Here is a 15,153-nt window from a genome sequence, read left to right as displayed (position 1 = left end):
GCGTACGGGATCAGACCGAACGGCGGCCGCCCCTGCCCTGGTTGCCCGGGTCGGCCGACCACTCGCCGCCGGGCTTCTTGACCTTGCGGGCCACGCTGCCGCTGCCGGACACGCCACCGCCGCGTGCCGGCTTCGGTGCGCGCGGGAGCACGTGCTGGATCTCCTCGCGCAGCTCCTCGATCCTGGGGTAGCCCGCGTACTGGGCCGTCAGGCGGTACATCTCGCGGAGGCGGTCCCATGTGCGGTGCGAGGAGTTCTCGCCGATGCTCATCAGGGCCAGCCGCGCGTACCTGTCGGCCTGTTCGGGGTCGTCGGCGATGAAGCAGGCCGAGGCCATCGAGATGTAGTCGAAGATCTTCGACCGCTGGCGGCCCTTCTCCCGCAGGTCCAGCGCGAGCCGCGCGTGCCCCTCCGCCGTGTGCGCCGCGGAGGGATCGTGGTCCGCGAGCGTGCGGAACGCCAGGGCCTGCATGCCGTGCAGGTCCGCCTCGTCGAACATCTGCATCCAGCTCGGCGGCGGCACATCGCCCTTGTCCGAGGCGAACAGCTCCTCGGCCTGGCCGAGGGTGCGCCGCATCGCCTGCCCGTGCCCCATCGACGCCTGCGCCCACGCCTCGATGGTGAACAGCATGGCGCGGGTGCGCGGGAGCGTGGCCTCGCCTGAGCCCGACTTGGCGAGCTTCATGAGGTCCAGCGCGTCGTCGGGGCGGCCCAGGTGCACCATCTGGCGCGCCGCGCGGGACAGCGCCTCACCGGCGCGCGGACGGTCGTTGCCCTCGCGGGCCGCGTGCGCGGCGATCACGAAGTACTTCTGCGCCGTGGGCTCCATGCCCACGTCGTGCGACATCCACCCGGCGAGCACCGCCAGGTTGGCCGCCACCCCCCACAGCCGCTGCTGGAGGTGTCCGGGGTGGTGGTAGGCGAGCATGCCGCCCACCTCGTTGAGCTGGCCGACCACGGCCTTGCGCTGGAGCCCGCCGCCGCGGGCCGCGTCCCAGGCGCGGAACACCTCGACCGAGCGCTCCAGCGCCTCGATCTCCTGGGTGCCCACGGGCGCGGCCTCATAGCGGTCCATGGCCGCCTGGTCCATCAGATGAGGGTCGTCGGAGGAGGGGACGGCCGCCGGTACCGGGTCCGTCTTGAGCCAGTCGTGCATGGCACCGCTGAGTGCCGATCCTGCGGTGAGCGCGGCGCCCGCGCCCACCAAGCCGCGTCGGTTGAGCATGAGGTCCATTCCCGTGAATTCGGTGAGGACCGCGGCAGTCCGCTCGGGCGCCCAGGGCAGCTCGTCCGCATCGGACCGCTGCCGCTTCCCCGCGTGCCCCGGCTGGCTGAACCCGAGGTCCTCGATGGTCACGACACGGCCGAGTCGCTCGGTGAACAGGGCGGCCAGCACCTTGGGCACCGGATCGCGCGGGGTCTCCCCCGTGTCGATCCAACGCCGCACGCGCGAAGTGTCGGTCGCCAGCTGCGGATGGCCCATGGCCGCCGCCTGCCGGTTCACGAGACGCGCGAGCTCCCCTTTGGACCAGCCGGCGAGGCCGAAGAGGTCCGCGAGGCGGGTGTTGGGTCCCTTGGTCACGTCAAGCCCCCAGGTTCTCGGCTGAGTTGACACTAGCTTCCCGCGCAACTGCCGCTCCACGGCGAAGCGGGCATTCGCCAGGGTTCGCCAGGGTTCGCCAGATGGTGGGCCACCCGCGCGCGGGTGTCCTGTAGGAACGCGCCTTCCCGGCCCGGTCCCCACACCTCCGGGGGCCGCCCCGAGAGCACTCCCCAGGGATTGTTCAAGGGGCGTTTACAGGCCCCCGGGGGACATTGTGGGGGACGTGCATTCCCCAGGGTGCACAGGTTCCTTCCGGCTCCGGCTCGATGCGGAGTACGCGGAGCGCGGGGGACCGGGCCGGGAGCGCGGCAATCCGTCGGCGCACGAAGGGACCTTGCTCGCCCATGTATCCAGCAACATCCCCCGTGACCGCGCCGCCCCGGCCGCGCCGCCCGCAGCCCTACGGCAGCAGGGGGCAGGCCGTGCCCGCCGAACCGCCGTATCCGGGCCTCGGGCACGGCGGCCCCGGAAGGCCGCGGCGTACGAACGTGCCCGGTGCCCAGCCGCCCAGCGGCAGACTCGACCTGTCGGGACCGCAGGGGGCCCAGCTACGGGCCGCCGTCGACGCCGTGCACCGGGTCTGTCCCGACTTCCATCCGGTGCGGCTGCTGCGCCGGCGCGGGGGCGGCGTGCTGCTGGCGGGCACCGTGGGGCGCAATCAGGTCGTCGCCAAGTGCCTGCTGGACAACTCGCCCGCCTGGGCCGAGCGGTTCGCGCACGAAATAGCGGTGTACCGCGGGTTCGTGCGGCACCGCCCGCCGGTGCGGGTGCCGCGCCTGGTGGCCGCCGACCCGGACTCCTGCACCCTCGTCATCGAGCGCCTGCCCGGGCGCCCCGCGGCGAACCGCAGGCACCCCTTCGAGTCGCCGCCGCGCGCCGACCTGCGCGCCACGATCGGCACCTTCTGCCGGCTCAACACCTGGCAGCCGCCCGCCGGGTCCTTCGAGCGGCCCCTGGACTACCCGGCCAAGCTCGCCCGTTACCACGAGCTCGGGCTGCTCACCGACCGCGATCTGGGCGACCTCCAGAAGCTCCTGCACGGCGTGGCCCACGCCAACAACGGGAGGCCCGGCGCGCCCTGGCAGTTCTGCCACGGCGACGCGCTGCTCACCAACGTGCTGCTCGCGCCCACCGGCCCGGCCCTCGTCGACTGGGAGCACGCGGGCTGGTACCTGCCCGGCTACGACCTCGCCACCCTGTGGTCGGTGCTGGGCGAGGCCCCCGCAGCGCGCCGCCACATCAGCCAGCTCGCCCAGTCCTCGGGGCCCGCTGCCAGGGACGCGTTCCTGGTGAACCTGATGCTGGTGCTCACCCGGGAGATCCGCCGGTACGAGACCGCCGTGCAGCGCACCATGCGGGAGCCCGCCATGCCGCTCACGCCGGGCGCCGCGCTCGCCGAGCGCCCCGGCACCGGGATGGCGGCCGGCGAGGAGCAGCGCCTGCTGCTGCGGCGCTTGCACGACGACTGCGGCCTGGCGCGCCGGGCCGTACGCGCCGCCGTGGGCACGCGCTGAGGAGGCCGTACGGGGGTGAGGAAGCCCCGCCGCTGCTGCGGCGGTGACCGGGCCGCACGGGACAAGGCGGCCCGAGGGGGAGGGGGATACCGGAGGCGGTCCGCGCTGTAGGCGCGCGGGCCGCCACCGGTCTGTCCGTCCCCGGTCTGTCCGCCACCGGTCTGCTCCGGTGACGCCGCGCAGGCCGGGGGCCGCGGCCGCGGCGCCGGGATTCCGCCGTGTTGCCCCGTGTCGAGGGGTGATTGACGAACTGTCGGACAACCGATACCTCTGATGACTGCTCGTGCCCCGCGCGCCCCGGCGTACGCCTGTGGGCGCTCTGTCAGAGGAGGTACGCCCATGCCCGGTTCGCGCTCCGAGCCCCTCAGACGCTCCGAACCCCTCAGACCCGGTCGCCGCCCTTCCGGCCCGCGGGCAGCACGCCGCAGGGCCGCCGCGCGCGGGCTGACCGCCACGGCGGCGGCCGCGCTGCTCCTTCCGCTGATCTCCGCCGCTCCCCCGTCGGCCGGAGCGGCCCCGAAGGACCAACGCGGCGCGCTGCAGCGGGAGTTCGCCGCGGCCGCCAAGGAGTACCGGGTGCCGCAGAGCGTGCTGCTCGGCGTCTCCTACCTCCAGTCGCGCTGGGACGCGCACGAGGGCGCGCCCAGCGTCACCGGCGGCTACGGCCCCCTGCACCTCACCGACGCGCGCACGGCGCTCCGGCGCTCCGCCTCCCGCGGCCATCACGGGAGCGAGGACGCCAGGGGCGACACGCAGCGCCCCGCACGCACCTCGTCGGCCGCCGAGGCCGAGAAGGCCCTGCGCGCGCTCGGCGACACCCGACTGCCCGCCAGGCTCCGGACGTTGCCGCGGGCAGCGCAGCTCACGGGCCTGTCCCCGGAGAGGCTGCGCAGCGACACGGCCGCGAACGTGCGCGGCGGCGCGGCCCTGCTCGCCGACGCGCAGAAGCGCCTCGGCCGCCCGCTGAGCGCCGACCCCGCCGACTGGTACGGCGCGGTGGCGGCGTACCCCGAGGGCGGCACGGAAGCCGGTGCGGGGAAGGCGCGGGCCTCCTCCTTCGCCGACCAGGTGTACGCGGTGCTGCGCCAGGGCGAGCAGCGCACCACCGACGCGGGCCAGCGGGTGACGCTGCCCGCGGCGCCCGGTCTCGCACCGCGCGCCACCGGCAGCCGGGCCGGTGCCGGGGGTCCCGTGGAGTGCCCGCGGAGCGTGTCCTGCGAGTGGGTCCCGGCCCCGTACGAGAAGTTCAAGAACGACCAGGGCGAATGGGACTACGGAAACCACGACACCTCGCGGCGGCCGGTCTCCCAGAAGATCGACTACATCGTGGTGCACGACGTCGAGGGGACCTACGAGAGCGCGCTCAAGCTGATAAAGGATCCGAAGTACGTGTCCTGGCAGTACACGCTGCGCTCCTCCGACGGGCACATCGCGCAGCACGTGCCGCTGAAGGACGTGGCCTGGCACGCGGGCAACTGGTACATCAACTCCAAGTCGGTGGGCCTGGAGCACGAGGGCTTCCTGACCGATCCGGACGCCTGGTACACGGAGGCGATGTACCGCTCATCGGCGCAGCTCGTGCGCTATCTCTCGAAGCGGTACGGGATCCCGCTGGACCGGCAGCACGTGCTCGGCCACGACAACGTGCCGGGCACGACCACCGGGACGATCGCGGGGATGCACACCGACCCGGGCCCGTACTGGGACTGGCAGCGCTACTTCACGCTGCTGGGCAAGCCGTTCCACCCGGAGACCGGGCCGCGCTCCGCGATGGTCACCATCCGTCCTTCGTACGGGGCGAACCGGCCCGTCTACACCGGCTGCAAGAAGGCGGGCGAGCCGTGCGCGCCGCACGGTTCGGGCGCGGTGCGGCTGCACACCGCCCCTGACGCGAAGTCGCCGCTGGTGAACGACATCGGGCTGCGCCCCGACGGCAGCCCGGCCACGACCGGCGTCAACGACACGGGCGCGCGGGCCTCGACGGGCCAGCGGTACGCGGTCGCCGGGCGGCAGGGCGAGTGGACAGCGATCTGGTATCTCGGCGCGAAGGCGTGGTTCCACAACCCGGCGTCCCGGCCCACGGCCGTGCCCGCGCGCGGCCTGACGGTCACGCCGAAGGAGGGGAAGAAGGAGGTGCCGGTCTACGGGCGCGCCTACCCGGAGCCCGAGGCGTATCCGAAGGGGATCCCGGTGCAGAAGCTCTCGCCGCTGCCCTACACGGTGAAGGAGGGCCAGCGCTATGCGGCGGGTCCGCGGGAGCGCGGCGAATACCTCTACGCGGTGGACTTCGACCCCGAGGCGGAGCGCTTCACCGTGGTGCGCGGCAAGCTCACGTACTACCAGGTGCAGTTGGGGCACCGGGTGGGCTATGTGAAGGCCGACGACGTGCGGCTGGTCCGCGCCCGCTGAACTGCGGGAGCGAGGTGGGCCGGCGCCCCTGTGCGGGGCGCCGGCTCACTGCTGGAACATCTCGGCGGGGAGCGGCTTCAGCAGGGCGTACAGATCGCTGGTGATCGGGCGGTCCCAGCTCGCGATGGTGACCAGCACGCCGTCGCTGCGGTCGAACTGCACGCAGGAGATGCGCTCCTCCGAGCACTTGATCCGGCGCACGATGAGCAGGTTGTCCTCGTGCATCACCGGGTCGTCCTCGACGCCTACGACCTCGACGTGCTCCTCGTTCTCCAGCGCGGCCATGAGCTGGGCCACCTCGAAGGGCACCTGCCCCTCAGCGACCTCGCGCGCCGGTGACCCCTCCGGCAGATTGCCGATGATCATCGCGGGGCCGCGGCCGCCGAACAGGTCGTACCGGAGGAAGACCCCCTGGCAGGTGCCGTCGGGCGCGGGCAGCAGCCCTGCGCCGAGATTGCCCGGCCAGTCGCTGGGGTCCATGGCCAGGACGTCGAAGTCCGGACCTGCGGGCACGGCGGCACTGCGGCGGCGGAGGAAGGACATGCCGCCATGGTACGTGGACGCCGCGGCACTCAGTGTCCCGGCACCACCGGCCCGGCGGACGCCCCCACGACCCGGTCCAGCAGCCCCGGCAGGCCCTCCGGGCCCGTGCCCAGCTTGCGGTAGACCCCGGAGAGCAGCCGCACCACCGCCACCTCCTCCAACTCCAGCCCGTGCGCGATGCGTTGGGGATCCTCGCCCTGTGCCGAGCGCACCGCGACGGCCCGTTCGCGGTCGGTGAGCGTGTCGGTCTCGGCCGCGCCGTGGAGCTGGAGCGGGGAAAGCCCGGCCGCGGCGAGCTCGTCCCTGGCGCGTGCGGCCAGCCCGGCCGAACCGCATCCGACCGCGCCCTCCAGGCCGCGGTAGAGGCTGTCGGCCGACTCCTGCGGCAGCCCGCACCTGCGCTGCTCGGCGCCCAGGTCGACGAGGGCGCGGGAGAGTTCGTACGCGGCGGGCGAGCGCTCCAGCCAGCGCACCGCCTCGCGGAGCCGGTCCAGGCGCTGCGGCCCCGAGCCCACCTGGGCCCAGGTGTGCAGGGCCTCGCCGACGGCCGAGGGCGTGCCGAAGCGGCGGGCGCGGGCCAGCGCGTCGCGGGCGCAGGCCTCGGCGCGGTCCGGGTCGCGGCCCGCCAGGGACTCGGCGAGCCGCAGCTTCCAGGGGCACCAGGCGGGGTTGCGCATGCCGCGCGGGTCGAGCCTCCTGCCGACGGCGAGCAGCTCGCGCTCGGCCTCCTCGGCGAGGCCGCGCGCGAGCAGGAGCTCCGCGTAGACGGTGCGGGAGTCGGGGTAGACCACGGCGTTGGGGGTGACCTCGCCGTAGCCGTAGGTCTGGGCGAGCTGCTGGGCCTGCGGGACGGCGCCGCGCGCGAGCAGGATCTCGATCAGGATGCCCAGCGCGAACCACTGCGCCGGCACCCTGCTGCCCACACGGTCGGCGATCCGCAGCCCGCCGCGCACCAGGTCCTCGGCCTCGGAGAGGCTGCCGCGGCGGTACCTGATGTAGCCGAGCAGGGTGAAGCCGAAGGAGAGGTGGGCGCCGCGCCAGCCCTTGCGCTCGCACTCCGCGATGCCGTCGGTGAACAGCTCCTCGGCGCGGCCCGGCTGGTCCGCGTACATCAGGGTCAGCGCGGTGAGCACCGGGACCTCGAAGCCCCACTCCTCGTCGGTCCAGCTCAGGCCGCCGCGCAGGGCCTGCTCGGCGCAGCGCACGGCCACCGTGGCGCGCTCGCCGCGCACCATCGCGTCCCAGCCGCGCAGCCCGAGCACGGAGCGCTCGGCCCTGCCGTCGCCTGGCAGCCGCGCGGCGAACCTGGCCAGCCTGCGGGAGCGGGCGGGCGAGTCCTCCTCGTCGGCGCGGAAGGCGTGGTACATGAACTGCTCGGCCCGCATGCGCACCCGTGTGCGCGGGTCCACCGCGCTGCGGGCCTCCTCCTCCACGACGCGCGCCGCCTCGCCCAGCCGGTCGGTGTGGGCGAGCGCCTGCGCGAGGCGATAGCAGACCTGCTCGCGCAGCGCCGGGTCGAGAGCCGGCTCCTCCAGGGCCGAACGCAGGTGGTTGACGGTGGTGACGGGCGCGGTGAGCAGCGAGGAGCAGCCGAGCTCGAAGAGCACGGCCGGCCGGTCCTCCTGCGAGGGCGGCTCGCGCAGCGCGCGGGACAGGCAGCGGTGCGCGGCGTCCGGGGCGCCGGAGCGCATGTGCCGGCGCGCGGCGGCGCGCAGCCCCTCGACCACGTCGGGGTCGCCGTCCGGGTGCACCTCGATCAGGTGCCGTGCGGCCGCGGTGATGTCGAGGCCGGCCGCGGTCACGGCGGAGGCGGCCTGGCCGTGCAGCGCGGTGCGGAGCGGTCCGGGGATGGCGCGGTAGACGGCGGTGGCGAGCAGCGGGTGGACGAACTCCAGCCGGGTGTCCTCGGGCCCGCCGTCGCGCAGCAGCCGCGCCTCGCGGAGCGCGGCCACGGCGTCCGCCGCCTCCTGCGCGCCGAGCGCCGCCACGTGCGCGGCGGAGTCCAGGGTGGCCTCGGAGCCCAGCACGGCCACGGTCCAGCCCATACGGACGCAGGTGGACCCGAGCTTCTCCAGCCGCTCGACGATGCCGTTGCCCTTGAGCGCCGAGGCGAGCTCGCGCAGCTGGGGCACGGCGTCGTAGCGGGGCTTGACGCCGTGGTCCTGGGTCCTGGCGGCGAGCTCGCACACCTCGTACGGATTGCCGCCGGTGATCGCCCAGCACTCCCTGCAGAAGTCCTCGTCCGCCTCGGGGCCCAGGGCCTGGCGCACGAGGCGGGTGACGGCGCGGGCGGAGAACGGCGCGAGCTCCATCGGCCTGGTGTCGTCCCGCTCGACCAGGCGGCGGAAGGCCGTGGCGCGCGAGGGCACGTCCTCGGGGCGGTATCCGAGCACGAGCAGCAGGGGCAGTTCGGCGACGCGGGCGGCGAACCCGGTGAGCCAGGCCAGCGACTCGGCGTCGGCCCAGTGCGCGTCGTCGAGGATCATCACCACCGGCGCGTGGGCCACGACGTGGCGGGTGACCAGCCAGTCCAGGCCGTCCCGCACTCCTGTGGGGTCGGGCGTGCCGCCGTCGCCGGGTGCGACCAGACCGACGGCGGGGGCGACGATGTCGTACCAACTGCCCAGGATGCGGCGGTGCTCCTTCTCGCCCGCCGCCGCGAGCACCGGCTGCACGAGCTGGCGCACGACGTGGAACGCCGACTCCTGCTCGGGCTCGCCGCCGCGCGCGCCGAGGATGGTGCAGCCGCGGGCGACGGCGCGCATGCGCACCTCGGCGAGCAGCGTGGTCTTGCCCCCGCCCGCGGTCCCCGCGAAGGCGAGCACGCCGCCGGCGAGGCCCCGCGGGGTGACCTGCTGCGTCCCCTGCGGCGGTCCCGGCTGCGCCGTCCCCTCCTGTGTCCCTGTCCCCTGCTGTGTCCCGAGCGGTTTCTCCCTGCGGCCCGTGGGGACCCCGCAGAGGAGCTCCAGGCGCTCGTCCGTTGCGGCCAGTTCGGTCTCGCGCTCCAGCAGGGTGCGGCTCATCGCGCGGCGATGGCCCGGGGACTGCGGCATGACGGGCTCCTTCGGGGGGCATGTGCCGCTGACACTACGCCCGGCGCAGGGTGCCGAAACCCCAAGTTCAGGTGTTTACACCGTAGTTGGTGTGCACGGACCACCGCAGCAGCGCGCAGCCGCCGCCCCGCTCCCCGGCGGGCTTCCGTACCACCGTCCGCTTCGCCGATCCCCTGACAGTGAACAGAGCGTTCCGCTTCACTCCTTCCCCATGAACGGAACTGCCGCGGTACGCCGTACCGCACTTGTCGGAATCCCCTTCCCCTCGGAGGTCAACGCCTCCGTGGAAGCGGCCCGCACGCACACCCTGGACTGGCTGCGGGAGCTCGGACTGCTCCGCGATCCGCAGACCGCCGCCGAGTACGACTCCCTGCACCTGGAGCGGCTGATGGCCCGCTTCTATCCGGGGGCCAGCACCGCCGAACTCTGCCTCGCCTGCGACATCAACGGATGGTTCTTCATCTTCGACGACCAGTTCGACGGGGCGCTCGGGCGGCGCCCCGAGGCGGTCGCGCCCGTCGTCAGCAGCATGGAACGCTGCCTGCGCACCGGGGGCCCCGGGCCCACCGGAGGCGCCGAGTCCCCGCTGACCGCCGCCTTCCACGACGTGTGGGCGCGCGCGACCGACGGGATGCCGCCGTCCTGGCGGCGCCGCTTCGGGCGGCACTGGCGCGCGTACCTGGAGGCGCACCGCTGGGAGGCGAGCGCCAGGACGGCACGCAGAGCGCCCTCACTTGAGCGCTACATGAAGACCAGGCGCCGCACCATCGGCGTGCTGCCCTGCCTGGATCTGGCGGAGCGCTGCGAGGGCCGGGCGGTGCCGGCGGGACTGTACGGGCTGCGGCAGCTCACCGTGCTGCGGGAGCTCGCCGTCGACGTGGTGATCTTCGTGAACGACCTGTGCTCCCTCGACAAGGAGCTGGCGGCCGGCGATGTGCGCGGCAACGGCGCGCTGCTCCTGCGCTCGCGCTCGGGCTGCACCCTGGAGGAGTCGGTGGCCTACCTCAGCGGGCTCACCAACAGCAGGGTGGCCCTCTTCCGCCGGCTCTCCCCCGAGGTGCAGCGCGCCCTCGCCGCGGCCGAGGCGCCCCCGGCGCTGCAACGGGACGCCTCGGGGTGCCTGGACGCCATGCGGCACGTGATGAGCGGCAACCTCGCCTGGTCGCTGGAGACGGCGCGCTACGACGCGTCGGGGGTGGCGGCCGTCAGCGGCGGGCGCAACCGTCCCTGGGCGGGGCGTGAGGCGGTGCCGGAGCGCGACGCCGTACCGGGCCCTGACCCCGCACCGGCCCGTCGCGCCACGGTCACGCGTGACGTCGCGGCGGCACGCGACACGGTGCCGCCGCAGAAGACCGCCTCCGACGCCGACCGCGGGGCGCACGGGCCGCCGGCGCCGCGCCTCAGGTGAGGTCGAACTGCCCGTCCCTCGCGCCGAGGACGAACGCGTTCCACTCGCCAGGGGTGAAGATGACGGCGGGGACCTCGGGGGTGCCCGCGTTGCGCATGGCGATGTAGCCCTCGACGAAGGCGATCTCCACGTCGCCCCGCCCCCTGCTGCCCGACTGCCAGTGGGCGTTGCTCAGATCGAGATCCGGCCTCCCCGTCGACGCCATTGTCATGGGGCTGATGGTGCGCTCGGCCACGTCCGTGCTCCTCCCGGTTCGTCGTCCGTCGGCCAGACTAACCACGGGGCGCAGCGCGGCGACAGGCCACGGAGCACAGCTCTCGAAGTCGGCCGCGCGCGGTGCGCGGAGCGGGCGCTCAGCCCTGCGGCGGCTCGTCCCCCACCAGCCACATCGAGAAGAACTGGGACCCGCCGCCGTAGGCATGGCCGAGCGCCCTGCGGGCACCGTCGACCTGATGGGCCCCCGCCCTCCCGCGCACCTGGAGGGCGGCCTCGGCGAAGCGCAGCATGCCCGAGGCGCCGATGGGGTTGCTGGAGAGCACGCCGCCGGAGGGGTTCACGGGCAGGTCGCCGTCGAGTTCGGTCACGCCGGACTCGGTGAGCTTCCAGCCCGCGCCCTCCTCTGCGAAGCCGAGGTTCTCCAGCCACATCGGCTCGTACCAGGAGAAGGGCACGTACATCTCGACCGCGTCGATCTCCCGGCGCGGGTCGGTGATCCCCGCCTGCCGGTACACGTCCGCCGCGCAGTCGCGTCCGGCGCGCGGGCTCACCGCGTCCTTCCCGGCGAACAGGGTCGGCTCGCTGCGCATCGCCCCGCCGTGCACCCAGGCGGGCGGCGCGGGCGAACGGGCCGCGCCCTCGCGCCCGGTGAGCACCATGGCGCAGGCGCCGTCGGACGAGGGGCAGGTCTCGGAGTAGCGGATGGGGTCCCAGAGCATCGGCGCCGCACGCACCTTCTCCAGGGTCAGATCGTGTTCGTGCAGGTGCGCGTAGGGGTTCTTGAGCGCGTTGCGGCGGTCCTTGTACGCGACGAGGGAGCCGATCGTGTCGGGTGCGCCGGTGCGCCGCATGTACGCGCGCACGTGCGGCGCGAAGAAGCCGCCGGCCCCTGCGAGCAGCGGCTGCTGGAAGGGCACGGGCAGCGACAGGCCCCACATCGCGTTGGACTCGGACTGCTTCTCGAAGGCGAGGGTGAGCACCGTGGAGTGCACCCGCGCCGCGACGAGGTTCGCGGCGACCAGCGCCGTGGAACCGCCGACCGAACCGGCCGTGTGCACGCGCAGGATGGGCTTGCCCACCGCGCCGAGCGCGTCGGCGAGGTAGAGCTCGGGCATCATGACGCCCTCGAAGAAGTCCGGGGCCTTGCCGATGACCACGGCGTCGATGTCCGCCCAGGTCAACTCGGCGTCCTCCAGGGCGCGCAGGGCCGCCTCGCGCACCAGCCCGGCCATCGACACGTCCTTGCGCGCCGCCTTGTGCTCGGTCTGCCCGATGCCTGTGACGGCCACGGGCTCCTTGCCACTGTGCGTACTCAGGCTCTGCGTGCTCATGAGGGCTCTCCTTCCAGCACCGCGACGAGGTTCTGCTGGAGGCAGGGACCCGAGGTCGCATGGGCGAGGGCGCGCGCCGACTCGCCGCGCGAGACCCGCGCGGCGGCCTCGCCGATGCGGACGAGACCCGCGGCCATCAGCGGATTGGCGGCCAGCGCGCCGCCCGAGGGGTTGACCCGTACGTCGTCGCCCAGCTTCAGGGCCTTGCGCAGCACCACCTCCTGGGCGGTGAACGGCGCGTGCAGCTCGGCGGTGTCGCAGGGAGCCGAGCCCGGGTCGAAGTGGCCCGCGCGCTCGGCCGCCAGCCGCGCCGAGGGAGAGTCGGCGAGGTCGCGTACGCCGAGGCTGTGCGCCTCCACGCGGTGGTCGATGCCGCGGATCCAGGCGGGGCGCTCGGTCAGTTCCCGCGCGCGGTCGCCGGCCGCGAGGATCACGGCTGCCGCCCCGTCGCCGATGGGCGGGGCGTCGTGGGTGCGCAGCGGCTGTACGAGGTAGTCGCCCTCCACCAGCCGCTCGGGCGGCGGCGATCCGCGGAGCTGGGCGTGCGGATTGTCCTCGGCTGCCATGCGGTTGCGGGCCGCGATGGCGGCCAGGGCGCGCTCGTCGGTCTCGCCGTTGTCGATGAGGGCCTGCGCCTGGAGCGCGGCGAGCGCCACGGGGTCGGGCCACAGGGGCGCCACGTAGTACGGGTCCAACTGCCGGGTGAGCACTTCCCGCAGGTCGCCGGGCGAGGACTTGCCGTACCCGTAGACCAGGGCCGTGTCGGCCTCGCCGGTCAGGAGCTTCACCCACGCCTCGTACAGCGCCCAGGCGCCGTCCATCTCGACGTGCGACTCGGAGATCGGGGGCCATGCTCCGACGCCGTCCAGCGCCATGGTGAAGGAGAAGGCGCGGCCCGCGAGGTAGTCGCTGGAGCCCGAGCAGGTGAAGCCGATGTCGCCGGTGTGCAGGCCCGTGCTGTCCAGCACCTCGCGCAGCACCGGCATCAGCATCTCGACCTCGGACACCTCGGCCGTGGAGCGCCGGTGGTCGCTCTGCGCGAAGGCGACCACGGCCACCTCGCGCCGCGGCGTCAGTCCCCGTGCGCGGTTTCCCGGTGCGGTCGTCACAGCAGCTCCTTGTAGCTGTCGTAGTCGGCGTCGGGTTCGCCCGTGGGCCGGTAGTGGTCCGGATAGCGCCCGTCCTCGGTCCACACCGGCTCCACCCGCAGACCCATCCGCACCTCGTCGTAGGGGATGCCCGCCAGGCGCCCGTGCAGGGCCAGGCCCGCTCCGTCCAGGGCGATGTGCGCGTAGACGTAGGGCACTTCGATGTCCAGGCCCTTGGCCTTGATGTTGACTACGCAGAAGGTCGTGACGGTGCCCCGCGGTCCGACCTCGACCTGCTCCCCCGTGGGCACCCCGCAGGTCGGGCAGGCGCCGCGCGGCGGCACGTACACCTTCCGGCACTCCGGGCACCGCTCCCCCAGGATGCGGCGCTCGGCGAGCAGGGTCTCCAGATAGCGGGTCTGCGCGCGCCCGGGGCTGTAGGTGTAGTCGAGCCGCGCGGGCACGGTGATGCCGGTGACCTGGTCGTCGAACTCGCCGGTGTGCGCCTGGGGTTGGACGCCGCCCTTCTCCCCCTCGTACGGCTCGAAGCAGGCGATGTCCGTGACCGAGCCGGTGCGCTCCTCGGCCCAGCGCACCCGTACCCGCATCCCGGTGTGCACGGCCTCGGGGCCCGGCGCGTCCAGGACGTGCAGGAAGCCGCTGTCGGCGCCGTCGATCTTCACCATCACCCAGGCGAACGGCCGTCGCAGGGGCTGGTGCCGGGAGGGGTGCGGGTTCCACGCCCAGGTGGTGACGGTGCCCGTGGGCTCCAGCTCCACCAGGTCGCGCAGCTCGTCGGCGGTGACCGGGTCGTACTCGACGGGCGGCACCAGGACCGAGCCGTCCTTCGTGCGCACGCCGAGCAGGGTGCGCTCGCGCAGCCCGGTCAGGAACGCGCTCTGCACGGGCCCGAGGGAGCGGGTGAAGGGGAACTCGACGACCAGGGGCGCGCTCAGCACTTCGGGGGGTGCCGCTGTCATGGGGCCAGACCTCCATTCCCGGGCGCTCAGGCCCGGCGGTAGACGGGAGTGCGCTTCTCCGCGAAGGCCCGGGAGCCCTCCTTGGCGTCCGCTGTGCCGAACACCGGCCAGCCGCGTTCGAGTTCGGCCGCGAGCCCGTCGGTCTCGGTCATCTCCGCGGTCTCGTACACCGATGCCTTGACCGCCTCGACCGCCAGCGGGCCGCACGCGTTGATCTGCTCGGCGATCTCCAGCGCCTTCTCCAGCGCGCCGCCGTCCGGCACGACGTGGCCGATCAGCCCGATGCGCTCGGCCTCGGCCGCGGAGTAGCGGCGGCCGGTGAGCAGCATCTCCAGCGCGTGGGTACGCGGGATCTGGCGCGGCAGCCGTACGGTCGAGCCGCCGATCGGGAACAGCCCGCGGCGCACCTCGAAGAGGCCGAAGGCCGAACTCTCGCCCGCGACGCGGATGTCGGTGCCCTGCAGGATCTCGGTGCCGCCCGCCACGCAGGCGCCCTCGACCGCGGCGATCACCGGCTTGCGCGGCCTGTGGTGCCGGAGCATGGCCTTCCAGTGCAGGTCGGGGTCCTCGCGCATGCGGGCCCTGAGCGGGCCTTCCTCCCCGTTCCTGCTGTCGTCCCCGTTGAGGCCGCCGCTTCCGGCGAGGGACTTGAGGTCCATCCCGGCGCAGAAGGCTCCGCCGGCTCCGGTGAGCACGATGGAGCGGATGTCGTCGTCGGCGTCCGCTTCCAGCCAGCCGTCGTAGAGGCCGACCAGCATCGGGAGCGAGAGCGCGTTCTTGGCCTCCGGGCGGTTCAGGGTGAGCACCATGGTGGCTCCCCTGCGCTCCGTCAGCAGATGTTCCGTACCGCCCACAGCAGTCGCCTCCCCGGTTCTCCGCCCTTGGACTGGAACAGGTTGCAGTCACCGCACGCAGAGTTCAAGGGTTTTCTGACACACAGTCAGAAAACTGTGCGGGGCCCCTTCCGGTCTGCACGGCGCGGTGCTCTCATGACCGCCACGCACGGCC

Annotated in this window: 11 protein-coding genes; 3 read left to right on the top strand and 8 right to left on the bottom strand. The window is 73.8% G+C overall.

Translation table 11 applies throughout. From position 1 onward, the window contains the following. Positions 1-10: 10 nt before the first annotated feature. Positions 11-1,582, bottom strand: a complete 1,572-nt coding sequence (locus tag ABEE00_RS09975; RefSeq protein ID WP_345744943.1) for a DNA-binding protein NsdB — start codon at positions 1,580-1,582, stop codon at positions 11-13. Positions 1,583-1,947: 365 nt separating this feature from the next. Here ABEE00_RS09975 and ABEE00_RS09970 point away from each other — a divergent pair, with 365 nt between their 5' ends. Together ABEE00_RS09970 and ABEE00_RS09965 are read left to right on the top strand one after the other, a co-directional pair. Further along, the gene (locus ABEE00_RS09970; RefSeq protein ID WP_345744942.1) at positions 1,948-3,117 is read left to right on the top strand and encodes an aminoglycoside phosphotransferase family protein; all 1,170 of its coding nucleotides are present in this window, start codon (positions 1,948-1,950) and stop codon (positions 3,115-3,117) included. A 339-nt stretch (positions 3,118-3,456) separates the two neighbouring features. Next, positions 3,457-5,526 carry an N-acetylmuramoyl-L-alanine amidase gene (locus ABEE00_RS09965; protein WP_345744941.1) on the top strand — a complete coding sequence of 690 codons (2,070 nt, stop codon included), beginning with the start codon at positions 3,457-3,459 and terminating at the stop codon, positions 5,524-5,526. Positions 5,527-5,571: 45 nt separating this feature from the next. Here the strand turns inward: ABEE00_RS09965 and ABEE00_RS09960 are convergent, their stop codons facing one another. Further along, positions 5,572-6,069 (bottom strand): hypothetical protein, encoded by a 498-nt coding sequence (locus ABEE00_RS09960; RefSeq protein WP_345744940.1) that lies wholly within the window; start codon positions 6,067-6,069, stop codon positions 5,572-5,574. 29 nt (positions 6,070-6,098) lie between these two features. Then, positions 6,099-9,122 carry an ATP-binding protein gene (locus ABEE00_RS09955; RefSeq protein WP_345744939.1) on the bottom strand — a complete coding sequence of 1,008 codons (3,024 nt, stop codon included), beginning with the start codon at positions 9,120-9,122 and terminating at the stop codon, positions 6,099-6,101. Positions 9,123-9,333: 211 nt separating this feature from the next. On the opposite strand from ABEE00_RS09955, the gene ABEE00_RS09950 reads away from it, so the two are divergent. Continuing rightward, on the top strand, positions 9,334-10,530 hold the full coding sequence (locus ABEE00_RS09950; RefSeq protein ID WP_345744938.1) for a terpene synthase family protein: 1,197 nt from the start codon (positions 9,334-9,336) through the stop codon (positions 10,528-10,530). Here the strand turns inward: ABEE00_RS09950 and ABEE00_RS09945 are convergent. The 5 genes from ABEE00_RS09945 to ABEE00_RS09925 form a co-directional block, all read right to left on the bottom strand. Beyond that, a complete protein-coding gene (locus ABEE00_RS09945; RefSeq protein ID WP_451918529.1) occupies positions 10,523-10,765 on the bottom strand; it encodes a DUF397 domain-containing protein in 243 nt (80 codons plus the stop codon). The two genes, ABEE00_RS09950 and ABEE00_RS09945, sit on opposite strands and share 8 nt — an antisense overlap. Positions 10,766-10,883: 118 nt before the next feature. Then, positions 10,884-12,077 carry a thiolase domain-containing protein gene (locus ABEE00_RS09940; RefSeq protein ID WP_345744937.1) on the bottom strand — a complete coding sequence of 398 codons (1,194 nt, stop codon included), beginning with the start codon at positions 12,075-12,077 and terminating at the stop codon, positions 10,884-10,886. Continuing rightward, positions 12,074-13,186: a thiolase domain-containing protein gene (locus tag ABEE00_RS09935; protein WP_345744936.1), complete on the bottom strand. Its 1,113-nt coding sequence runs from the start codon at positions 13,184-13,186 to the stop codon at positions 12,074-12,076. The genes ABEE00_RS09940 and ABEE00_RS09935 overlap by 4 nt, the downstream gene beginning before the upstream one ends. Further along, a complete protein-coding gene (locus ABEE00_RS09930) occupies positions 13,183-14,145 on the bottom strand; it encodes a Zn-ribbon domain-containing OB-fold protein (RefSeq protein ID WP_345744935.1) in 963 nt (320 codons plus the stop codon). Before ABEE00_RS09930 ends, ABEE00_RS09935 begins: the two co-directional genes overlap by 4 nt. Before the next feature lie 26 nt (positions 14,146-14,171). Then, positions 14,172-14,999, bottom strand: a complete 828-nt coding sequence (locus ABEE00_RS09925) for a crotonase/enoyl-CoA hydratase family protein (RefSeq protein ID WP_345744934.1) — start codon at positions 14,997-14,999, stop codon at positions 14,172-14,174. Between the last annotated feature and the right edge of the window lie 154 nt (positions 15,000-15,153).

The sequence above is a fragment of the Streptomyces odontomachicola genome, assembly GCF_039605595.1.
GTDB lineage: Bacteria > Actinomycetota > Actinomycetes > Streptomycetales > Streptomycetaceae > Streptomyces.
Note: the sequence above shows the minus strand (reverse complement) of the source record. Positions and strands in the feature narration are given on the sequence as shown.